We start from the raw sequence: 21217 nt of genomic DNA, 5'->3' as shown, positions 1-21217 counted from the left end.
AATAACCAGGTTATTATATCAGCGCAGTCAGCGATGCCAACCGCGAAATTTCCAGCGTGGGAAGCAGGCGGGAATCATCGATGTGCATCAGATTCCCTTCATGCAGGTTAATCCAGCACGCCTGCATCCCGGAGCGCACTGCGCCAGCCACATCGGTGGTCAGATCGTCGCCGATATGCAGGATTTGCTCAGGCCGCAGCTTCAGGCGTTCAGCGGCGCGGTGATACATATCCTGATAAGGCTTGGCGCGGCCATCCGGCCCGGCACGTAAAATAAACTGAAAGTATTTATCCAGGCCGCACAGATGGGGTTCTGCGTTACCGTTAGTGATCGCCACCAGCGGAATACGCGCCGCCAGCGCCGCCAGCGTGCTGTGCGTCTCTGCGGGCACGTCAATCTGGCTTCGCCAGTAGGCGAAAACGTCCATGACGTCACGCGCACCGCTGACGGCCTGCGCTGCCGGGATACCAACGTCCAGCATAGATTGTTCAACGGCGCGACGTCGCCATTCGCTCACGTCGTGATAAATCTCCGGCTCGGCGGCCAGCAGCCGTTCTCGCACCTGCTGATACTGCTGCACGCTAAAGCCCTGTAGCGCCGGATGATGCGCCTGCAACGCGGCGTGAGAAGCCTGCGTGGTGCGGCGGATCACCGGATGATTGTCATACAGGGTATCGTCGAGGTCGAAGGTCATGGCCGCAATAGGACGCAGCGATCGGTAAAAGTGCATCAGGATTTTCCTCGTTTCGCACGGGGATGGGCAGCATCATAAACCGATGCCAGGTGTTGAAAGTCAAGATGAGTATAGATCTGCGTGGTGGTCAGATTAGCGTGGCCAAGCAGCTCCTGTACCGCGCGTAGATCGCCACTGGATTCCAGCAGATGCGTGGCAAACGAATGGCGCAGTTTATGCGGATGAATATGGCTCGACATGCCCTGTTTCACCCCCCATTCGGCAAAGCGTTTTTGCACATTACGCGTCGAGATGCGCTTCCCCTTATTCGACAGGAACAGGGCGTTGTCTTGCGGCTCGAACAGTTCGCGCATTTCCAGCCAGTTTTCAATCCAGTGTACGGCGGTACGCCCCATCGGCAGCCGGCGCTCTTTGCTGCCTTTACCGACCACCCATACCTCGCCGGACGCCAGATCGAGATGCCCGAGATCAATGCCAACCAGTTCAGATAAGCGCAGCCCGGCACCGTACATCACTTCCAGCATGGCGCGATCGCGCACCGCCAGCGGATCGTTAAGATCAATGTCCAGCAGGCGGTTAACTTCATCGACATCGATATTTTTCGGCAGGTGGCGTGCCGCACGCGGCGTTGCCACGCCTTTCGCCGGGTTGGCTTTGATCGCGCCCTGGCTCACCAGCCAGTCAAGAAAGCTGCGTAAGGCCGAAAGGCGCAGGGCAAGGCTGGCAGGTTTCAATCCGCTGCGGGTACTGCGGGCAGCCAAAGCGCGCACCAGCGCCGCATCCAGCCGCGCCCACTCAACCACTTTTAGCTCGTCGAGCAGGACGATGATGGCGCTAAGCTGGCGGCGATAGCCGATCTGGGTGAGCGGACTAAGCTGGCGCTCCACTTTTAAAAAGCGCAGAAAACCCTCTACGCCAGCAAGCAGAGGGGATTCGCTGTTCACACGCGTTCAATCCAGCGCGACAGCAGCTGCGGCAGCATCAGCGACAGATGCTGTAACAGCACCGTTCCCATGCCAGCCTGATAATGCTGACTGTCTCGACTGCTGAAAATCAGCACGCCGAGGTCGCCCTCTTCGCCCAGCAGCGACACCGCCACCGAACCGATCGCTTTGGCCTGCGGCAACAGCAGCAATAATTCGGGGCCGTTCAGACTGCCGAGATAATGATTCTGCTTACCCAGCCGCTGAATGCGCAACGGCTCAAACTCCTGGCGCGACAATGCCAGCTGGGTGAAGTCTGAAGGGGCGCCGATGCGCCATTTCTCACTGAATAAGCGGATGTTGGCCCCCGCCAGGCCAAATTCACGCGCCCAGCGATGCAGTCTGTTGAGCATGTCATGCAGGCTGGAAGCCGAGGCCAGCCGCCCCTGCAGGGCAAGCAAACGTTCGAACAGCTGTTGATTGGCGCTGGCCTGCTCCATCAACAGCGTGATCTCTTCTTCCAGCTGCTGGATATGGTGACGCTGACGTTTCAGCTGCCATTCGACCAGCGATACCGTGCCGCGCACCGGGTGCGGTATCAGCATCTGCTCGACCTGGCGGGCATTACGCATAAAGAAGTCTGGGTTTTGGCGCAAAAAATCACTGACGATGCTATCGTTTAGCAACGCGGTTTCAGCGTCCTGCGCTTTTTCTCCGACCTGTTTCATAAATGAATAAATCCGTCATAAACGTGGGTGGCGGGACCGGTCATAAACAGCGGGTGCCCTGGCCCTTTCCAGGCAATATTTAGCGAACCGCCGGGCAAGTCAACCCGCACTTTTTCTGCCAGCAATGCCTGCTGGATGCCAACCGCCACCGCCGCGCAGGCTCCGCTACCACAGGCCTGGGTTTCTCCGGCACCACGTTCATAGACACGCAGACGGATATGCTCACGGTGAACCACTTCCATAAAACCGACGTTAACCCGCTCCGGGAAACGCTCATGGCTTTCCAGTACCGGGCCAAGTGTTTCAACGGCGGCGGTTTTGACGTTATCAACCTGTAATACGCAGTGCGGATTACCCATTGATACCACCCCACACATGACGGTTTGCTCAACGGCCCGCATCAGATAGATGTTTTCCGCTTTATTGGCCCGGAACGGTATCTGCTGCGGCTCGAAATTAGGCTCGCCCATATTCACGCACACCCGCTCATCCTGAGTCACGCTCAGTATCATGCGGCCAGACTGGGTACTGACGCGGATCTCGCTTTTATTCGTCAGGCCCTTTAGCCGGACAAAACGGGCAAAGCAGCGCGCGCCGTTACCGCACTGCGCCACTTCGCTGCCGTCAGCATTAAAAATACGGTAGTGAAAGTCGAGATCGGGGTCGTAAGGCGGTTCGACGATCAGTAACTGATCAAAGCCGATCCCCAGATGGCGATCGGCCAGACGACGGATCAGCTCTGGAGAGAAATAGACATTTTGCGTGACGGCATCAACCACCATAAAGTCGTTGCCAAGACCGTGCATTTTCGAGAACTGCATTTTCTGCTCCGCCAGGTGCGTCATAATTTACTGAATCGGTTGCGCACTCTGCTCTTTCGCCGTGGCAGACTGTTGTGCATTGCTACCGGATTGCGTCGATGGAGCTGCCTGGGTGGTTTTCGGTCCGGCCTGCTCATGATTTGGAAAATAGAGCGGGCCTTTCAGACCACATCCCGCCAGGCTGGCGGCAGTCATTATCAAAGCCAGCTGGCAAATTCTGTTCTTCATTCTTATTCTGCTCATCTTCAATCTGTACATGCCGCCTATCATCGCAGTTGAAGTCCGAAAAGCAACAGGAAAAGCGAATCTGGCCTGGCGGGACGTGCTGAATGCTAATGCATCTGATAGCGCTGGGCGCTGTCTTCCACGGCAGCACTCTCCGGCAAAGTGGCGCACAGTTGCGTCATGGCCTGGCTGCGAAAAGGGATCACCTCGCAGCGCTCTTCGACCTGCACAATCTGATAGAACTGCGGCAGGTTGAAATTGATAAAGCTCGAACCGTAGGTGAAACGATCGTGGGAAGAAGAGTAGAAGCGGCTGACGTCACGCACCAGCTCCTCTTTGCTGCCCTCGCAGTGGTGATAAACCTCAACGCGATTGGTTTCATCAAGGATATAGATATTGAAGCCGTGATCGTTACGGGTATCTTCAAAGAAGAACTGAATAATCCCTTCACTGGCGTAGCCATTAACCACCGCCGGCAGGCGGGCCTGATCGCTTTCGACCTTCAACGACAGGCCGTGCAGCTTGTTATTGGAGATAGCGCCGTAGAACTCCACCGCGTTTTCGAGTTTCTGCACCGAAACGCTAAGGCGCTCGAAGAACAGCCCCCAGGTCTGGCCGGCCACGCGTAACGCTTTAAAACGGCCCGGCTCCTGGCGCGTGCTGGACAGACGCAGCTCCACACATTCTGATACCAGCTGCTGCACGCGGGTACGAATCAGCCCACGCAGATGTTGGCTGTAGCAAAATACGTCGACCGAATCCGGCGGTGAGGCATCCTGATGCATTTTGCCAAGGATCGTTTTCAACGCTTCAATCATCGACTGTTCGCCGTTGAAATGCAGAGTACGCACTTCATTCCACGAATTGCGATATAGCAGGTCAACGCTGCCCACCAGGCATTGCTGCTGCTGACCGAAGCTGAAGACGTCCAGCTTGCGGAAATCGAAATGCACCACCTGGTTGCGGAAAGCCGCCGTCGGGTCAACTTCCAGGTTAATGATAATGGCCAGATGGCGAATTTCACACGGGCTGTAGAGCGCCTTCGCCGTTGGCGCTGCAAGGCGCACGGGGAAATGATGCGTCACATCCGCCACCAGTTCCTGCAGGCGGGCAAGATCGCAGCTTTCATTACCTTTGATATGCAGGCGCGTTTTGCTGGTCAGCAAACCGTTAAACCACGCCCATGCCACCAGCTTATTCAGATAGCGGTTATATTCGAGTGGCTGATGGCTGATAATCGAATCCATGTCCGGAGACTGGTTATACAGATACCAGCCAGCCCGGTTTGCCCGACCGTTTGGCACATGGATAAACGTGAGGTCTGATTCAGAGAGATCGGGCGATATCTGCGGGTTAAGCAGCGTCACTTTGCCCGGCAGCGCTTCGAACGCGGCGTAGAGTTTGCGCGTCAGCACGCCAATATCCTGCGGGCTGGCGCTGACGCTAAGATTATTACGCCGGGCAAAGCGGATCAGATTGCGATAGCTCTGCATCATCGCATCCAGCAACTCGTTGTGCGCTTCGCGTACCTGGCCGATTTTCCAGCCGGCACGGCTGTCGAGCATCGCCAGGCGCTGCTTATCCCAGCCCCACTCCTGCACCAGCTGACTGAGAATTTCACGCCGCCAGCCGCTGTTTTCTGCGGCCAGCGACAGCTTCTCGCACACTTTCAGATAGAAACAGCGCCGTACCAGGTCGAGGCGGGCAGGGTCATCAATACCGATGAGATAACGGGTCACCCGTTCAAGCATCATGCAGTAAGGATCAAGGCCATAAGAAACGATTTCGCCGTCATGCAGGCGCTGTTTAATGTCCATCGCCAGCAGGCGCGTGTCGGGGTACTCCCAGGAATACGCTTCAAGCAGCAGGGTTTTCAACACTGCTTTATACGGCGAGTCGATACTTTTATACAGCTGCCACAGGCTGGCACCAAAATACTCTTCTGCCGATAGCGTACCCAGACCGCCCAGATCCAGCCACTCGTTAGGCGTTAATACCCCACGCTGATACAACGACATCACATAGTCGTCGTACTGTTCTTCTTCCTCGCGCGGCACCATATTCCACAAAATACGTTTGCCCGCCATGCGGACAGCCGTGCGGTAAAACTCATCAAGCAACAAAATATGCTGCGTTGAACCACAATCTTCACCGCCCAGGCTGCCGCTTTCGTTGTGACGGAAGCGATTTTCATCGATCAGAAAGAAACTGACCTCAACGCCCATTTCCACGCACCAGTTTTGCAGCAGAATACATTTTTTTTGCAGGCTGAGGCGTTCGTCATTGTCCAGCCACGACTGGTGGCAGACCCAGATATCAAGATCGGAAGTGCCGTTCTGCCCCACGGAAGAGGTGCTGCCCATTGAATACACGCCGGTAACAGGCATTTCGCCGTGCGGAGGGACGGCAGCGTCGGAGCCGGATTGCCCTTCCAGACCGTGAAGATAGGAGAGTTGGCTTTCATCAGGCGTGTAAAAGCTGATGCCGTGTGGAACGTTACCTTCCAGGTAACCAGGCATCAGTGGATGATGATAATGTAATAAGGTTGGCAGCAGACTGTATACCTGCTGGAATGCAGATCCCATCGCAGCCAAAGCGCGGTCAACGCGCAGCTGATTGATGGCATCCAGTCTCTGTTTCAGTGTCTCTATGTAGAGGTACAAGACGTCTCGCCTGATTATCCCAGTGCCTATACCCGGTTGGTGACCGACGCGGGTATAAAAAAGTTCGGTTTCCGAAATCTGCCGTTTGCTGTAAAAATAGTGGTACAAATTTTGGCTGGAAACGTGATCGATCTGACACCCGCCAGATTGACCATATAGAAAGTTACGCTACCTGCCAGTCTAGCACATTTTACGTTCAAACCAGCGTAATACCACCCTACCCCGCCGTTAAACTGACAGCATTCCCGGTTCAATGATAGGATTATCAGTGAACGATCAAAACGGTATCGAGCATGTCAGACAAAATTTTAAGAATTGCCACCAGGAAAAGTCCGCTAGCGCTATGGCAGGCTAAGTATGTGCAACAGCGTTTAATCGACTGTCATCCGGGGTTGCGCGTTGAGCTGGTGCCGATGGTGACGCGTGGAGATGTGATCCTTGACACCCCGCTGGCAAAAGTAGGTGGTAAAGGATTATTCGTGAAGGAACTGGAACAGGCCATGCTGTCAGGCAGCGCGGATATTGCCGTACACTCGATGAAAGATGTGCCGGTTGCCTTTCCGCAAGGGCTGGGGCTGGTCGCTATCTGCGAGCGTGACGATCCGCATGATGCATTCGTTTCCAACCGCCATGCGTCGGTAGACTCACTGCCACAGGGCGCAATTGTGGGCACATCAAGCCTGCGGCGTCAGTGCCAGCTCAGCGCCCGCCGCCCGGATCTGGTCATCCACTCCCTGCGCGGCAATGTGGGTACTCGTCTCGGTAAACTGGATGCGGGAGAATATGATGCCATCATTCTGGCCGTCGCCGGGTTGAAACGACTGGGCCTGAGCGATCGTATCCGCCAGGTGATGCCCGCTGAAGAGTCGCTTCCCGCCGTTGGCCAGGGCGCGGTCGGTATTGAATGCCGCCTTGAAGACATGCACACTATCGGTTTACTCGCGGCGTTAAATCATGATGAGACCGCTTGCCGGGTGAGCGCAGAACGCGCCATGAATACCCGTCTTGAAGGAGGTTGCCAAGTCCCGATTGGCAGTTATGCGCTGCTGGAAGGCGACCAGCTGTGGCTGCGTGGGCTGGTTGGCTCACCGGACGGTAGCCAGATGGTGCGCGGCGAACGCCGGGGTTCGCGAGCGGATGCTGAAAAAATGGGCATCTCACTGGCCGAAGAGCTGCTGGATAATGGCGCGCGCGACATTCTCGCCGCCGTTTATCAGGGAAATCCGCCAGCATGAGCATTCTGGTCACCCGCCCGTCGCCGGCAGCAGATGAGCTGGTTAGCCGTCTGCGTCAGCGGGGGGATGTTGCCTGGGCGTTCCCGCTGATAGAGTTTGCGCCGGGCAAGCAGCTGGATATTCTGCCCGATCGTCTGAAGGCGCTGAAGGCAGGAGACCTGGTTTTTATTCTGTCGCAGCACGTCATTCATTATGCCCGGCCCACGTTTACCCGCGAAGATCCCCCCTGGCCTGCCAGCCTGGACTATTATGCTATAGGGCGCAGTACGGGGCTGGCGTTTCATGCCGCCAGCGGGCATCACGTTTCCTGGCCGCACGAGCAGGAAACCAGTGAAGTCCTGATCCAGCTTCCGGCTTTGCAGGCCGTGGCGGGCAAGCGCGCATTAATTCTGCGCGGCAATGGTGGCCGTGAATTACTGGCAGAAACTTTGCTTAGCCGGGGCGCTCAGGTAGAGTTTATTGAATGCTATCAACGGCGGGCAAAGCATTATCACGGTGCAGAAGAGGCCCGGCGCTGGCGCAACCAGGGTATTGATACGCTCGTGGTGACCAGCGGTGAAATGTTGCAACAGCTTTACTCACTGTTCCCCGATGTTGATCGGGATGAATGGCTACTGCACTGTCGGCTGGTGGTCGTCAGTGGGCGTCTGGCCACTCTGGCGCGAAAACTTGGGTGGGTGAACGTGGATGTCGCCGGCGGTGCCGATAACGATGCGCTATTGCGCTCGCTATCATTATGCCCTTAACCATTTCGTGCAGCAGGTAAGCGGGAACTGAGCGAATCGCTGACAATGACCTCATTCGATGAGGGAAATCAAGCAGCCAATACGCCTGCAACACGAAAGAATAAGGCTTTTTTACTTAAAATATGGGATGAGCCATTATGACGGAACACAAAGCTTCCTCCGCCATGGTTGAAGAGACCACCCCAGCGGTTGAAACCTCAACTAATGAACCACAGCCGCCGCCTGAAGCCAGGCGTAGTGGCATGGTGCCTGGCGTCGTCGCCATCGCCATCGCTCTGGCGGTGGGCGCGGGTCTCTATATGTATGGAAAACATCAGGCGCAACGTCTGACTGCGGCCAATCAGACGCTGGCAGCACAGATCGCTGAGCTACAGCAGCAGTCCATCAGCGATAAGCAATCCCTTGTGGAGAAGCTGACGGTGCAAACCAGCGCCCTTGATACGGCACGGCAGCAGCAGTCCGCCATGAACCAGCAGCTGGATGAACTGAAGCGGAAAGTGGCCTCCATTTCAGGCAGTGATGCCCAGACATGGATGCTGGCCCAGGCCGACTATCTGGTGAAAATGGCCGGACGCAAGCTGTGGAGTGACCGGGATGTCACCAGTGCTGCCGCCCTGCTGAAAAGCGCCGATGCCAGCCTGGCGGATATGAACGACCCCAGCCTGATCGGCGCACGCCGTGCGCTGGCCCAGGACATCAGCACGCTTTCCGCTCTCAGTCAGGTCGACTATGACGGCGTCATTCTTAAGCTGAATCAGTTGTCTAACGGCATCGATAATCTGCGCCTTGCTGATAACAACAGCGATGATGAGCCGATGGATGCCGACAGCGGTGCGCTTTCATCCTCATTGCGTGAATGGCGTCAGAATCTGGTGAAAAGCTGGCATAACTTTATGGATGATTTCATCACCATCCGCCGCCGTGATGCTACCGCCGAACCTCTGCTGGCACCGAATCAGGATGTTTACCTGCGTGAGAACATCCGTTCACGTCTGCTGATCGCCGCTCAGGCTGTTCCGCGTCATCAGGATGAAATCTATAAACAGTCGATCGATACCGTCTCTGCGTGGATACGCGCCTGGTACGATACCAACGACGCGAACACTAAAGCTTATTTGAATCAGTTAGACGATCTGAGCGAGCAGAGCATCTCGATGGATGTACCTGAAACATTACTTAGTCAGCCCATTCTCGACAAACTGATGCAGACACGCGTGCGCAATCTCCTTGCACAGCCCTCCGCTGCAGTTAACACGCAGCCAGGACAGGGAGACTAATTATGCTGAAAGTTTTGCTGTTATTTCTGCTGTTGATTGCCGGTGTGGTCATAGGGCCGATGATTGCCGGCCATCAGGGCTATGTGCTGATCCAGACCAATAACTGGAATATTGAAACCAGCGTCACCGGTATGACGATCGTTCTGCTGCTATCCCTGGTCATCATTCTGGCGGTTGAATGGCTGCTGCGTCGGGTGTTTCGTACCGGCGCCCGTACCCGTGGCTGGTTTACCGGCCGCAAAAGACGCAGTGCACGTAAGCAGACTCACGCCGCGCTGGTGAAGCTGGCAGAGGGCGACTATAAGCAGGTTGAAAAACTGCTGTCACGCCATGCTGACCACGCTGAACAGCCGATGGTCAACTACCTGCTGGCGGCGGAAGCCGCGCAGCAGCGCGGTGATGAAACGCGCGCCAATCAGCATCTGGAACGTGCCAGCGAACTGAATGACGATGACCCACTGCCGGTTGAGATCACCCGCGTGCGTATTCAGCTGGCACGTAACGAAGATCATGCGGCACGCCACGGCATCGATCGCCTGTTGGAGATCGCACCGCGCCACCCGGAAGTGCTGCGGCTGGCGGAACAGGCTTACGTGCGTACTCAAGCCTGGGGCGCCCTGCTGAACATTCTGCCCGCCATGGAGAAAATTCAGCCAGGTGATGCCACTCATCGCCTTGAACTGCAACAGCAGTGCTGGCTTGGCCTGATGAGCCAGGCGATGGCCGACCAGGGCAGCGACGGCCTGAAGCGCTGGTGGCAAAATCAAAGCCGCAAAACGCGTAATGAAACCGCGCTGCAGGTAGCAATGGCTGACCATCTTATCGTCTGTGACGATCATGATACCGCGCAGAAAATCGTGCTGGAGGGTCTGAAACGCCACTTTGATGAGCGCCTGGTGATGCTGATGCCCCGACTGAAAACCGGGAATCCGGAACAGCTGGAAAAAGCGTTGCGTCAGCAGATTAAGCAACACGGTGCCACGCCGCTGTTGCACAGTACGCTGGGGCAGCTGTTGATGCAGCACGGAGAGTGGGAGCTATCGAGCGAAGCCTTCCGCGCCGCGTTGCAACAGCGTCCGGACGCCTTCGACTACGCGTGGCTGGCCGATACGCTCGACCGACAGCATAAGCCGGAAGAAGCCGCTACCATGCGGCGCGATGGTTTGCTGCTGACGTTAAAAAACAATCCCTGAGTCGTCATCGAGGATTTCACCACGCCGGGCGCGCTGCCCGGCTTTTTTATGCCCATAATCGTATCGCAGATAGCCAAGGCTTATGCTGTTATAAACAACCGACCTTATGCGCCTGATGGCAGTCAGTTAAGCCTGACTGCCATCAGGGATTAACCACCCTGCCTTTTTTTCGTTTCTGGCTAAAGCAACGTTGTCTCGCTTCGCCCGGCTCAAACCTCCTACGGAGGTTCTCATCCTGTTGGCTTCAGGCGAAAAAAAACCTGCTTTTTCAAGCAGGTTTCTAAATTGGTAGCGAGTAGGATTACGGCTCGTTGAGCCGCCCTTCGGGCCGTTGCTAAAGCAACGTTGTCTCGCTTCGCTCGGCTCAAGCCTCCTTCGGAGGTTCTCATCCTGTTGGCTTCAGGCGAAAAAAAACCTGCTTTTTCAAGCAGGTTTCTAAATTGGTCGGCGAGAGAGGATTTGAACCTCCGACCCACTGGTCCCAAACCAGTTGCGCTACCAAGCTGCGCTACTCGCCGAATACTTCTTTATTGCCACTACTTTTCTTTTTTTGCGAAAACCCGAAGGTTTTAAGCAAAAAAACCCGCAACAGCAGATTTTTTAAGCCTAATACACAACCCGCTTTACCAGCAGGTTGTTAAAATTGGTCGGCGAGAGAGGATTTGAACCTCCGACCCACTGGTCCCAAACCAGTTGCGCTACCAAGCTGCGCTACTCGCCGAAAACTGCATTGACTGCTGACGATTTTGTGGTGCGAAGAGAGGGACTTGAACCCTCACGTCCGTTAAGACACTAACACCTGAAGCTAGCGCGTCTACCAATTCCGCCACCTTCGCATACAACAAAATCTGGGGTGGCTAATGGGACTCGAACCCACGACAACTGGAATCACAATCCAGGGCTCTACCAACTGAGCTATAGCCACCACAACTTCACTTCTTACTAACGCGGTAAATGTTACCACCGCAGCTCTTGCGCACAAAGTTCATGGCGCGCCCGACAGGATTCGAACCTGAGACCTCTGCCTCCGGAGGGCAGCGCTCTATCCAGCTGAGCTACGGGCGCGTAGCGCCGTTGCGGATGTGCATACTACGGATGAGAGCCTTACCTGTCCAGTGCTTTTTTCACAAAAAAACGCGTTTGCTTACGCTTTGTGCATTCCGCCTAAACTCGCAGCGTTTTTGTGCATTCTGCTGCGAAAACAGAGCTTATACGCATGTGAGTGAACAAATATACGACCGCTCAAAGGTCTCCACGCCAGTGGTAGTTGAGATATTTCAGCAAACTAAACTGACGTTTGAGACGTGAAGGCTGCAAAATCAGGCGATAAAGCCATTCCAGCCCCATATTTTGCCAAATCCTGGGCGCACGCTTCACCTGCCCGGTGAACACATCATAGGTGCCACCCACGCCCATATACAGCGCATCCGGATAAACAGCCCTGCAGGCTTTCATCAGTATCTCCTGACGCGGAGACCCCATAGCAACAGTGATAAGCCTGGCACCGCTGGCTTTGATGCGCACAAACAGCGCCTCGCGTTCCCCAGGTGTGAAAAAACCATCCTGTGAACCGACAATATTGACATTCCACTGTTTACAAAGCTTATCGGCCGTCTGCGCGAGGATCTCTGGCTGGCCTCCCACCAGAAACACCGGCGTGCCTTCACGTCCGGCACGCTCCATCAGAGCCTCCCACAAATCGGCACCGGCAATACGTGACACCTTAGCCTGTGGATACTTTTTACGGATGGAACGCACGATGCTGATGCCGTCGGCATATTTGTATTCTGCCTCATTCAGCAGTTGATAAACCTCAGGATCGGCTTCAGCAGTCAACACTTTCTCAGCATTGATGGCCACCAGCGTGCCTTTTTTCAGCTCTCCCGGCTGATTGAGGTAATCGACAAACTGCGCCATATCGGCAAAGCCTGACAGGGTTAAACCACGTATCTGATACTTTGGCACGGTGACGGAGGCACTCATGAATCGTTCCCTTTAAGACAATGTTGACGACTGGGTCGAAAGGGGACTGGGCATGGTGCGTGCACGCACCAGTCCGGCACTATCGAGCAACCAGTAAAGCAGTTTCGCCATCAGCACACAGGCGGCAAAGATAAGGCAGAAAAAGACCACGCGAGAAGCAAACGCATCTAATCCCTCACGCGCCAGCACGATCATATTAAATACCGCACCGAAGCAAAAACTCTGCAGGATAGCCGCTTTGTAACGGTTCTGTTCCTGACGGCCTTTTTCATACAGCCAGTCGAACCATTTGATAATCAGTCCAACAGCGACAGCGCCCGGCAGAATAAACAGCGCGCCGCCCATCACCACCAGCGAGCCGATCAGCGTGGGCGAAATGGCCAGGCCAGAATGATTATCCAACACTTCCCAGGTGAAATAGTTGGCGCTGTTGAGGACCACAGAAGGTCTTTCATGCCACAGCCAGCCTGGGATAAACACATAGAAATCACGCCAGACTGGCGCCAGCCCCTGGAAATCTATTTTGTCGTAGTTTTGCAGCAGCAGGCCAAGGTTTTCCCACGGCGAGAAGGTATCGCGCGTCAGATAGAGGAAGGTATAAAATGCCTGCGAACCGCTGACGTCAAGGTTATAGCGCTTCAGCGCCAGCCAGAACATCGCGACAATCGCGCCTGCACCCGCTAAAGCCAACATCCACAGCGTTATCCAGCCACGAATGATGCCAATAAACAGAAACAGGGCGAAAGCAATAATGATGTTAGCGCGCGTACCACCAACGATGGTATAGGTCAGCAGGCCAAACGCCAGGGTGCCGCCGAGGAACAACAGCCAGCTGCGCACATCCTGCTTGAGAAAATAGACAACCAGCATGGCCGGAATAAAGAAATAGAAAAAACGCTTCAGCGCCACGCCGGAGACGTCAGCAGAGAAGATCTGACTATAACTGTGCAGTTTAAACAGCAGGAAGCCATTATGCAGGAAGAACACACTGAGGGTGCCTGATGCCACCAGCGCCATGATCATCCAGCTCAGGTGCGCCTCAATGCGGTTAATGGTAAATGCCGGACGTGACGGAGGTCGATGGCGTGCACGCAGACGGGTTTTGTAGGTGACGTAATAGATGGCATAAAAACAGCCTGCCGACAGCAGCGCCTGTAGCAGATACTCCGCTGGCACTACCTCAACATCAAAAACAAACACCAGCAGGCACGTCAGCGGAAAGCCGAAGAAAAACGTCAGCAAAAACAGCATTGAGAAGAACACGTTAAAGTTAAAGCGCACGCGGCGGAACTCACGCCAGGTCAGCGTGAGGATAAAACCGCAGCACATCAGCCAGACCAGCAGCAGGCCGGAGAACGGTAACAACGTCATGGGTTATCTCCTTCTGCCAGACGCAATGCCTGCCGCCAGCCCGCCAGATAACCCGGTTCGAAAAAGGCGATGTGTCTTTTATCCAGCAGCTGCATCTGACGGCGGGCCTCGCCTATCGTGGCTTCGTCCAGACTGTCGCTGGTGAACAGCACCGGCACCTGCTGTTCGACCAAATCCTGCCAGAACGGGTTTTTGCGGCTCAGTACAAAAGGCACATTCGCCTGCATCAGCAGGCAGAGCGTGCCGATCCCCTGCTGACGTTGAAACATGAAGTAGCCCAAATGGCAGTGACTGAGCAGCTGCAGATAGTCACTGAACGCCAGCTTATCCGTGATCAACTGCACGGTTCCGGGGGCAAACAAATCGTCAGCGGCTTCACGCACGCGCTGGATGTAGGTTTCGTTGTTCAGCGGATATCCGAGCGGTACGACCACCTTAACCCCCAAGCCAAACTGCTGATGAATCTCCTGCAGGCCCTCAATATGGCGATTGCTGGCATCCCCCGAATTGCCAAGCAGAATGGTCAACGGCACCGAAGGCTGCTCGCTGGCCGCGACATGCTGTGCCAGACGGGTAGGAAAATAGAGCAGCGATGCCGGGATCTGCGGATTGCGCTGGTGAAAACGGTTGATATCGCCGCGCGTGGCGAACACATGCGCCACGCGTTTTTGCGCCAGCCGACGCATCAGGTAAAACAAGCGAAATTTCAGCCCGGCCGCATCTTCATACAGATCGGCCCCCCAGATATGCCAGTAAACCTGGTTGCGCCGGAGTTTGCCAGACAGCAGAGCCAGCCACAGGCGCAGATTGAACTGACCGTGGCAGAAAAAGCGTAGCTCGCGCTGCTGGCAACCGGCGTTAATCACCGCGCTGGCCAGCGCTGCTTTATCCGCAAAGACGCGGATATTCAGCCGGGGAAACTGATTTATGTGTTCTGACTGCCCACTGACCAGCCAGAACTGACGCGCCGCCGCCGTCGGCACCTCGTCATATAAGGTCCGGTTGAAGAAACCCAGCACCGTCTGGTTATGATGCGGGATATCTGAGCCTAAAAGGTGAATTACTGTGGTCATACTCTTCTACGGTAAATAATAAAAACGCCGGCACAGAGTGCAAAATAAGCCATATAGGTCGCCATATAGGCCTGAGCCGCACCGGCTGCGCCATGCAGCGGGATCAGCCAGCGGGAAAACCCGCTAAGCAGGGCAAACTGGCTTACTTCCGTCAGCAGATAAAAACGCAGTGAAGCTTTGGCGATCACCAGATAACCAAAAACGTAACAGCCGACTTTCAGCACATCGCCGATCAGCTGCCAGATAAACAGATCGCGCATGGCGTGAAACTCGCTGGAGAACAGCAGCCAGATAGCGAAATCGCGCAGCAGCCAGACGGCAAAGCTCGCAGCGGCCACTACCGGTAACACGAAGCGCAGGGCCTTAAGGATTTCCCGCGTGATATCCGCTTTATGTTGCAGCCGCGCCAGCGTTGGCAGCAGCCAGACGCTGAATGAAGCGGTAATAAACTGCAGGTAAGCATCAGAGATGCTGCTTACCCCCTGCCACAATCCCACCTGTTGCCAGCCTGCGTGCTGCGCCAGCAGGTTGCGCATCATCATCCAGGCCACCGGTAACGTGACGGCGGTGATAAGCGCCATCAGGGTGAATTTACCCAGGCTGCGAACACACTCCGGCTGCCAGCCGGGTAACAGGTAGTTCATGGGCAGGCGATCGCGCCGCGCCAGTAAGACAAAAGCAGGCACCACCACCAGCGCGGGCACCATAGCCAGCCCGACCAGCGCACCGCTGTAGCCGCCCAGCCAGTAGCAGACAAACCAGGCGGCAACGCCGCTCAGGCTGCCAATAATCAGCGCCAGGGCGTTACCGGCAGCATCGCGAAAGCCCTTCATCAGCGCCAGCGCCAGATTGGCCCAGGCGATGCCCATTTGCAGAAACGCAACGATGCGGATGACCTGCTGATAATCATCGTGGCCGAACAGCGCCCGGCTGATTGGCGCAGCAAACAGCAGAAATACCAGCGCCAGAAGCAGCGAAAACCCCAGCACCATTGACGATGCAGTACCGACAACCGCCCGCAGCTGCCTGGGCTGCTGCTGATACTGCGCCACATATTTAGTGACGCCGTTGAAGATGCCGGCTCCGGCCAGTACCCCCAGCACGGTGATCAGCTGACGGAAATTTCCCGCCTGTCCAACTCCGGCCGGTCCGTAAGAGACCGCCAGCATCTTCACCACCAGCAGTCCGGCAACAATTTTCACCAGCGTGGAAGCCGCCGTCCACATTGACGCTTTGGCCAGTGACATATCAGGAGAAATAACTCAACAAGGCGCTAATCACCGTTTTCTGCTGACTGTCAGAAAGGTTATAAAACAGCGGCAGCCGTAACAGACGGTCGCTCTCCTGCTGCGTGTAGCGATCCTCGCCACAGAGGCGGCCAAAACGCTGGCCAGCCGGAGAAGAATGCAGCGGAATATAGTGAAACACGGCAAGGATCTCCGCTTCTTTCAGCCAGGCAATCAGCGCGCTGCGATCGCAGCCATCGCGCAGTTTCAGCCAGAACATATGGGCATTATGCTCGCAACCAGCAGGTAGGGCGGGAAGCGTGATACGCCCTCGTGCGGCAATGGGTTGCAGTGCATCATGGTAATTTTGCCACAGCCGCAGCCTCTGCTGGTTAACCGCTTCCGCCACTTCCAGCTGCGCCCACAGATAAGCGGCCTGCAAATCGGCCATCAGGTAGCTGGATCCGATATCACGCCAGGTATACTTATCCACCTGGCCACGGAAGAACTGGCTGCGGTTGGTGCCTTTCTCGCGGATGACCTCCGCCCGTTCGATCAGCGTCACCTCATTGACAAGCGTCGCCCCCCCTTCCCCACCGGCGGTATAGTTTTTCGTTTCATGGAAACTGAAGCAGCCAATATGACCAATAGTGCCGAGCGCCCGACCTTTATAGGTTGACATCACGCCCTGAGCGGCGTCCTCAACCACCCACAGCCGATGCTTTTTCGCCAGCGCCATAATGGTGTCCATCTCACAGGCCACGCCAGCATAATGCACCGGGACAATCGCTTTGGTTTTTGCAGTGATGGCCGCTTCAATCAGGTTTTCATCGATATTCATCGTATCCGGGCGTACATCGACAAACACGATGGTGGCACCACGCAGTACAAACGCATTAGCGGTCGATACGAAGGTATAGCTCGGCATGATCACTTCATCACCGGGCTGAATATCCAGCAGGATCGCCGCCATTTCCAGCGAAGCGGTACAGGATGGGGTCAGCAACACTTTACGGCTGCCGAAATGCTGCTCCATCCACTGCTGGCAGCGGTGGGTAAAGCCACCATCACCGCACAGTTTTCCACTGCTCATTGCCGAGCGCATGTATTCAATTTCAGTGCCCACCACCGGTGGGGCGTTAAACGGGATCATGTCATTTCCCTGTATAGCCAATAGGCAGTACGCTCAAAGACGCCCCCGCAGCGCAGATAGAGGCGCAGCGCGGACAAGTTACCCAACTGTGTCGCAACGTGAAGTCGCGTGAGACGACGAGCACGACACCAGTCGTTTGCGGCATCCATTAGCCGCTGGCCGATGCCCAGCCCCTGATACTCTGGCAATACGGCCAGCAGGCCAATGCGCCCCGTACCCTCCGGCAGTTCACGCAGCGAGACAAAACCTTGTGTCGCGCCCGTTTCGTCCACCGCCAGCAGGCACTGGTGGTCAAAAGTGCCGCGCACGGCATTCTCTATCCACTGCGCGTAGAAGCGCCCGCTGTCGCCAGCAGCAAACCAGGGGGTGCGAAAGCGGCTATAGGTGAACGCGTCTTCTGCCGCGCGGCGAAGCAGCGGTATATGTTCTGTGCGGGCAATACGAATACCTGCCGGGCGTTCCCCGGCAGAAATGCCTGAAACACATTCTGCTTCACCCTCTACCAGCCGGAATCCGAGCGCGCTCAGCGCGTCCAGCTCGGCGCTCTGCTGCGCCATCACTTTAACCTGCACCAGATCCCAGTCATTCAGCCGTGCCGCATCCAGCACGCTGTCACCTGTCAGCTCCAGTAATGCACAACGGCGGCCAAAAAAGGCGCTCTCCCACTCCAGGGGCTTAATACTGGCGAGGACGGACATGCAGCAGATCGGATAAGTACTGGCCGTAGCCGGTTTTTGTCAGCGCAGCAGCAGAGCGGCGCACCTCGTCGTCCGACAGCCAGCCGTTACGCCAGCCGATCTCTTCCAGGCAGGCAATCTTGAATCCCTGGCGTTTTTCCACCGTCTGTACAAAGGTACTGGCTTCAATCAGGCTGTCATGGGTACCGGTGTCAAGCCAGGCAAAGCCCCGTCCCAGTAGCTGCACGTTAAGTTCGCCGCGCTCCAGGTACATCTGATTGATCGAGGTAATTTCCAGCTCACCCCGTACCGATGGGCGCACCTGCTTAGCGAACTCCACCACACGATTGTCATAGAAATAGAGGCCGGTCACCGCCCAGCGCGACTTCGGCTGGCTGGGTTTTTCTTCCAGCGACAGAGCGCGGAAGTTGTCGTCGAACTCCACAACGCCAAAACGTTCCGGATCCATCACCTGGTAGCCGAATACGGTTGCGCCAGAGGGATTTTCCACCGCCTGCTTCAGTTTTGGGCTGAACCCCTGGCCAAAAAAGATATTATCGCCCAGCACCAGGCAGCAGCTGTCGCCGCCAATAAACGCCTCGCCAATGATAAACGCCTGCGCCAGACCATCGGGGCTAGCCTGCTCGGCATAAGTTAGCCGGATGCCGAACTCATCTCCTTCACCGAGCAAACGCTGGTAATGCGGTTTGTCTTCCGGGGTGGTGATAATGAGAACGTCGCGAATACCCGCCAGCATCAGCACCGACAACGGATAATAGATCATCGGTTTGTCATAGACGGGCAGCAGCTGTTTGGACAGCCCTCGGGTAATGGGGTGCAGGCGCGTGCCAGAGCCGCCGGCCAGAACGATGCCTTTCATCGTTTACCTCTCTTCATGGTCATAAAGACAACCCCAGACGTTCACCCCGGTAGCTGCCGTCCAACACGCGTTGCCACCAGGCCGGATTATTAATAAACCAGCTCACGGTTTTACGCATGCCGCTTTCAAAGGTTTCCTGTGGACGCCAGCCCAGCTCACGCTCAATTTTCCCGGCGTCAATGGCATAGCGTCGATCGTGGCCAGGCCTGTCGGCAACCCGGGTGATCAGGTCGCGATAATGACCCAGTCCGGCCGGTTTTTCAGGTGCCAGCTCTTCAAGCAATGCGCAAAGTGTTTCAACGACGTCGATATTACGCCGTTCGCTGTGTCCGCCGATATTATAGGTTTCTCCCACTTTGCCCGCCGTGACAACTTGATAAAGCGCACGCGCATGATCGTCAACATACAGCCAGTCGCGAATCTGCCCGCCATCACCATAAACCGGCAGCGGCTTACCCGCTAACGCATTGATAATCATCAGAGGGATCAGTTTTTCCGGGAAATGGTACGGGCCGTAGTTGTTGGAGCAGTTGGTCACAATCACCGGCAGCCCATAGGTACGATGCCAGGCGCGAACTAAGTGATCGCTACTCGCTTTCGTCGCAGAATAGGGGCTGCTGGGAGCATAAGGCGTGGTTTCGGTGAAGAAATCAGTATCGTTTTCCAGATCGCCAAACACTTCATCGGTAGAGATATGGTGAAAAATGAAAGCCGATCTCTCTGGGGCAGGCAATGACGTCCAATAATGTCTGGCTGCTTCCAGCATCATATAGGTGCCGACAATATTCGTCTCAACAAACGCCAGCGGGCCGTCAATGGAGCGGTCAACGTGGCTTTCTGCCGCAAGATGCATAATCAGCTGCGGCTGAAAAGCGGCGATCGCACCATCCAGCGCGGCGCGGTCGCAGATATCCACTTTGCTGAAGGCAAAACGCGGATTTTCCGCAACCGGAGCCAAAGAGGCCAGATTGCCTGCATAGCTGAGTTTATCCAGCACCAGAACCCGATCCGGCGTGGAAGACAGGATGTGACGAACAACGGCAGAACCAATAAAACCGGCTCCACCGGTAACCAAAATACGCCTCATTTCCACACCCCTTTGGTATCAACAATCCACGGCTGATTAAGCGTGGCCGGGTCGATTGCCTTAAACTGGCGGTGATCGACCAGCATCACCAGCACATCAGCCTGCTGCAGCGCTTCATCCAAAGTGACCAGCGTGACCTTTTCCTGTAATGAAGCAGGAAGTTGCTGCACGTTCGGCTCGACCACCAGCGTGGTACCCTGATGCCAGGCGGCGATCATACTGGTCACCTGTACCGCCGGGCTTTCACGCAAATCGTCAATATCGGGCTTAAACGCCAGGCCAAGGCAGGCAATTTTCAGCTCGCTGGCACGGCGATTACTGGCCATCAGGCAATCGGCAACCTGCTTTTGCACCTGCTCCAGCACCCAGTGCGGTTTGCCGTCATTCACTTCACGCGCGGTGCGGATCAGGCGCGCCAGCTCAGGGTTCTGTGCCACGATAAACCACGGATCGACGGCAATGCAGTGACCGCCAACGCCAGGCCCGGGTTGCAGGATATTGACGCGTGGATGACGGTTTGCCAGGCGGATTAATTCCCAGACGTTGATCCCCTGCTGAGTACAAATCAGCGACAGCTCGTTGGCGAAAGCAATATTCACATCGCGGAAGCTGTTTTCCGTCAGTTTACACATCTCCGCAGTACGCGAGTTGGTCACCACACACTCGCCTTCCACGAACAGCTTGTAGAGGTCACTGGCCCGCTGCGAACAGGTGGCGGTCATACCGCCAATCACCCGATCGTTTTTGCACAGTTCGGCCATCACCCGCCCCGGCAGGACGCGTTCCGGGCAGTAAGCCACCTGGATATCAGCAGCTTCGCCCGCCTGCTGCGGGAAAGTTAAATCCGGCCGGGCGGCCGCCAGCCATTGCGCCATTTGCTCGGTGGAACCCACCGGCGAGGTCGACTCAAGGATCACCAGATCGCCCTTTTTCAGCACCGTAGCAACAGACTCGGCTGCCGCCTGCACATAAGTCATATCCGGCTGGTGATTGCCTCTGAACGGCGTAGGAACGGCAATCAGAAAGGCATCAGCAGGCTGCGGCTGGGTTGCAGCACGTAAAAACCCGCCCTCTACCGCCGTTTTCACCACGCGATCCAGGTCCGGCTCGGTGAAATGCACCTCTCCGCGATTGATGGTGGCAACCGCATGTGCATTGATATCAATACCCATAACCTGCCTTTGACATGATGCAAAGGCGGCGGCGGTGGGCAGACCAATGTAGCCCAGTCCGATGACTGAAATGGTTTTGAAGATCATCAT

The 21217-nt window shown here is 55.9% G+C and carries 19 protein-coding genes, 5 tRNA genes and 1 other RNA gene; 4 read left to right on the top strand and 21 right to left on the bottom strand.

Features of this window, described 5'->3' with window-relative positions; genetic code table 11:
* Nucleotides 1-13 precede the first annotated feature (13 nt).
* The 6 genes from yigB to EPYR_RS01080 form a co-directional block, all read right to left on the bottom strand.
* Nucleotides 14-730, bottom strand: coding sequence for a 5-amino-6-(5-phospho-D-ribitylamino)uracil phosphatase YigB (gene yigB / locus EPYR_RS01105; RefSeq protein ID WP_012666587.1), 717 nt, complete (start codon nucleotides 728-730; stop codon nucleotides 14-16).
* On the bottom strand, nucleotides 730-1638 hold the full coding sequence (gene xerC, locus EPYR_RS01100; protein WP_012666586.1) for a tyrosine recombinase XerC: 909 nt from the start codon (nucleotides 1636-1638) through the stop codon (nucleotides 730-732). The genes yigB and xerC overlap by 1 nt, the downstream gene beginning before the upstream one ends.
* On the bottom strand, nucleotides 1635-2345 hold the full coding sequence (locus tag EPYR_RS01095; protein WP_012666585.1) for a DUF484 domain-containing protein: 711 nt from the start codon (nucleotides 2343-2345) through the stop codon (nucleotides 1635-1637). Before EPYR_RS01095 ends, xerC begins: the two co-directional genes overlap by 4 nt.
* Nucleotides 2342-3166, bottom strand: a complete 825-nt coding sequence (gene dapF, locus EPYR_RS01090) for a diaminopimelate epimerase (protein WP_012666584.1) — start codon at nucleotides 3164-3166, stop codon at nucleotides 2342-2344. The genes EPYR_RS01095 and dapF overlap by 4 nt, the downstream gene beginning before the upstream one ends.
* A 27-nt stretch (nucleotides 3167-3193) precedes the next feature.
* Nucleotides 3194-3394 (bottom strand): LPS translocon maturation chaperone LptM, encoded by a 201-nt coding sequence (gene lptM, locus EPYR_RS01085; RefSeq protein WP_012666583.1) that lies wholly within the window; start codon nucleotides 3392-3394, stop codon nucleotides 3194-3196.
* A 104-nt stretch (nucleotides 3395-3498) separates the two neighbouring features.
* Nucleotides 3499-6054 (bottom strand): class I adenylate cyclase, encoded by a 2556-nt coding sequence (locus EPYR_RS01080; protein WP_012666582.1) that lies wholly within the window; start codon nucleotides 6052-6054, stop codon nucleotides 3499-3501.
* 293 nt (nucleotides 6055-6347) lie between these two features.
* Here EPYR_RS01080 and hemC point away from each other — a divergent pair, with 293 nt between their 5' ends.
* From hemC to hemY, 4 genes are all read left to right on the top strand, one after another.
* Nucleotides 6348-7289: a hydroxymethylbilane synthase gene (gene hemC, locus EPYR_RS01075; RefSeq protein ID WP_012666581.1), complete on the top strand. Its 942-nt coding sequence runs from the start codon at nucleotides 6348-6350 to the stop codon at nucleotides 7287-7289.
* Nucleotides 7286-8035, top strand: coding sequence for a uroporphyrinogen-III synthase (hemD, locus tag EPYR_RS01070; RefSeq protein ID WP_012666580.1), 750 nt, complete (start codon nucleotides 7286-7288; stop codon nucleotides 8033-8035). Before hemC ends, hemD begins: the two co-directional genes overlap by 4 nt.
* A gap of 137 nt (nucleotides 8036-8172) precedes the next feature.
* Nucleotides 8173-9312, top strand: a complete 1140-nt coding sequence (gene hemX, locus EPYR_RS01065; RefSeq protein WP_012666579.1) for a uroporphyrinogen-III C-methyltransferase — start codon at nucleotides 8173-8175, stop codon at nucleotides 9310-9312.
* A gap of 2 nt (nucleotides 9313-9314) precedes the next feature.
* Nucleotides 9315-10505, top strand: coding sequence for a protoheme IX biogenesis protein HemY (hemY, locus tag EPYR_RS01060; RefSeq protein WP_012666578.1), 1191 nt, complete (start codon nucleotides 9315-9317; stop codon nucleotides 10503-10505).
* Between the two features lie 286 nt (nucleotides 10506-10791).
* On the opposite strand, the gene EPYR_RS18755 is transcribed toward hemY, so the two are convergent.
* The 15 genes from EPYR_RS18755 to wecC all read right to left on the bottom strand — a co-directional run bounded on the left by EPYR_RS18755 (nucleotide 10792) and on the right by wecC (nucleotide 21214).
* Nucleotides 10792-10915: non-coding RNA, RtT sRNA (locus EPYR_RS18755), on the bottom strand.
* A gap of 31 nt (nucleotides 10916-10946) precedes the next feature.
* Nucleotides 10947-11023, bottom strand: a tRNA-Pro gene (locus EPYR_RS01055).
* A gap of 126 nt (nucleotides 11024-11149) precedes the next feature.
* Nucleotides 11150-11226, bottom strand: a tRNA-Pro gene (locus EPYR_RS01050).
* A gap of 28 nt (nucleotides 11227-11254) precedes the next feature.
* A tRNA-Leu gene (locus tag EPYR_RS01045) sits at nucleotides 11255-11341 on the bottom strand.
* Between the two features lie 13 nt (nucleotides 11342-11354).
* Nucleotides 11355-11430, bottom strand: a tRNA-His gene (locus tag EPYR_RS01040).
* Nucleotides 11431-11493: 63 nt separating this feature from the next.
* Nucleotides 11494-11570, bottom strand: a tRNA-Arg gene (locus EPYR_RS01035).
* 177 nt (nucleotides 11571-11747) lie between these two features.
* Nucleotides 11748-12488, bottom strand: a complete 741-nt coding sequence (wecG, locus tag EPYR_RS01030) for a lipopolysaccharide N-acetylmannosaminouronosyltransferase (RefSeq protein ID WP_012666577.1) — start codon at nucleotides 12486-12488, stop codon at nucleotides 11748-11750.
* A 12-nt stretch (nucleotides 12489-12500) separates the two neighbouring features.
* Nucleotides 12501-13859, bottom strand: coding sequence for an ECA oligosaccharide polymerase (gene wzyE, locus EPYR_RS01025; protein ID WP_012666576.1), 1359 nt, complete (start codon nucleotides 13857-13859; stop codon nucleotides 12501-12503).
* Nucleotides 13856-14932, bottom strand: coding sequence for a TDP-N-acetylfucosamine:lipid II N-acetylfucosaminyltransferase (locus tag EPYR_RS01020; RefSeq protein WP_012666575.1), 1077 nt, complete (start codon nucleotides 14930-14932; stop codon nucleotides 13856-13858). Before EPYR_RS01020 ends, wzyE begins: the two co-directional genes overlap by 4 nt.
* A complete protein-coding gene (gene wzxE / locus EPYR_RS01015) occupies nucleotides 14929-16179 on the bottom strand; it encodes a lipid III flippase WzxE (RefSeq protein WP_012666574.1) in 1251 nt (416 codons plus the stop codon). The genes EPYR_RS01020 and wzxE overlap by 4 nt, the downstream gene beginning before the upstream one ends.
* Before the next feature lies 1 nt (nucleotide 16180).
* Entirely contained in the window at nucleotides 16181-17311 is a 1131-nt protein-coding gene (gene rffA, locus EPYR_RS01010) for a dTDP-4-amino-4,6-dideoxygalactose transaminase (protein ID WP_012666573.1), read from the bottom strand.
* Entirely contained in the window at nucleotides 17308-18009 is a 702-nt protein-coding gene (rffC, locus tag EPYR_RS01005) for a dTDP-4-amino-4,6-dideoxy-D-galactose acyltransferase (RefSeq protein WP_012666572.1), read from the bottom strand. Before rffC ends, rffA begins: the two co-directional genes overlap by 4 nt.
* Entirely contained in the window at nucleotides 17987-18868 is an 882-nt protein-coding gene (gene rfbA / locus EPYR_RS01000) for a glucose-1-phosphate thymidylyltransferase RfbA (RefSeq protein ID WP_012666571.1), read from the bottom strand. Before rfbA ends, rffC begins: the two co-directional genes overlap by 23 nt.
* 19 nt (nucleotides 18869-18887) lie before the next feature.
* Nucleotides 18888-19955 (bottom strand): dTDP-glucose 4,6-dehydratase, encoded by a 1068-nt coding sequence (gene rfbB / locus EPYR_RS00995; RefSeq protein ID WP_012666570.1) that lies wholly within the window; start codon nucleotides 19953-19955, stop codon nucleotides 18888-18890.
* A complete protein-coding gene (gene wecC / locus EPYR_RS00990; RefSeq protein WP_012666569.1) occupies nucleotides 19952-21214 on the bottom strand; it encodes a UDP-N-acetyl-D-mannosamine dehydrogenase in 1263 nt (420 codons plus the stop codon). Before wecC ends, rfbB begins: the two co-directional genes overlap by 4 nt.
* Nucleotides 21215-21217: the final 3 nt, after the last annotated feature.

The sequence above is a fragment of the Erwinia pyrifoliae DSM 12163 genome (genome assembly GCF_000026985.1).
GTDB lineage: Bacteria > Pseudomonadota > Gammaproteobacteria > Enterobacterales > Enterobacteriaceae > Erwinia > Erwinia pyrifoliae.
Note: the sequence above shows the minus strand (reverse complement) of the source record. Positions and strands in the feature narration are given on the sequence as shown.

Bases quoted from the DNA above. Each gene is read 5' to 3' on its own strand.
- yigB (WP_012666587.1), bottom strand. From the start codon at position 730: ATGCACTTTTACCGATCGCTGCGTCCTATTGCGGCCATGACCTTCGAC.
- EPYR_RS01095 (WP_012666585.1), bottom strand. From the start codon at position 2,345: ATGAAACAGGTCGGAGAAAAAGCGCAGGACGCTGAAACCGCGTTGCTA.
- dapF (WP_012666584.1), bottom strand. From the start codon at position 3,166: ATGCAGTTCTCGAAAATGCACGGTCTTGGCAACGACTTTATGGTGGTT.
- lptM (WP_012666583.1), bottom strand. From the start codon at position 3,394: ATGAAGAACAGAATTTGCCAGCTGGCTTTGATAATGACTGCCGCCAGC.
- hemC (WP_012666581.1), top strand. From the start codon at position 6,348: ATGTCAGACAAAATTTTAAGAATTGCCACCAGGAAAAGTCCGCTAGCG.
- hemD (WP_012666580.1), top strand. From the start codon at position 7,286: ATGAGCATTCTGGTCACCCGCCCGTCGCCGGCAGCAGATGAGCTGGTT.
- hemX (WP_012666579.1), top strand. From the start codon at position 8,173: ATGACGGAACACAAAGCTTCCTCCGCCATGGTTGAAGAGACCACCCCA.
- hemY (WP_012666578.1), top strand. From the start codon at position 9,315: ATGCTGAAAGTTTTGCTGTTATTTCTGCTGTTGATTGCCGGTGTGGTC.
- wecG (WP_012666577.1), bottom strand. From the start codon at position 12,488: ATGAGTGCCTCCGTCACCGTGCCAAAGTATCAGATACGTGGTTTAACC.
- wzyE (WP_012666576.1), bottom strand. From the start codon at position 13,859: ATGACGTTGTTACCGTTCTCCGGCCTGCTGCTGGTCTGGCTGATGTGC.
- EPYR_RS01020 (WP_012666575.1), bottom strand. From the start codon at position 14,932: ATGACCACAGTAATTCACCTTTTAGGCTCAGATATCCCGCATCATAAC.
- wzxE (WP_012666574.1), bottom strand. From the start codon at position 16,179: ATGTCACTGGCCAAAGCGTCAATGTGGACGGCGGCTTCCACGCTGGTG.
- rffA (WP_012666573.1), bottom strand. From the start codon at position 17,311: ATGATCCCGTTTAACGCCCCACCGGTGGTGGGCACTGAAATTGAATAC.
- rffC (WP_012666572.1), bottom strand. From the start codon at position 18,009: ATGTCCGTCCTCGCCAGTATTAAGCCCCTGGAGTGGGAGAGCGCCTTT.
- rfbA (WP_012666571.1), bottom strand. From the start codon at position 18,868: ATGAAAGGCATCGTTCTGGCCGGCGGCTCTGGCACGCGCCTGCACCCC.
- rfbB (WP_012666570.1), bottom strand. From the start codon at position 19,955: ATGAGGCGTATTTTGGTTACCGGTGGAGCCGGTTTTATTGGTTCTGCC.
- wecC (WP_012666569.1), bottom strand. From the start codon at position 21,214: ATGATCTTCAAAACCATTTCAGTCATCGGACTGGGCTACATTGGTCTG.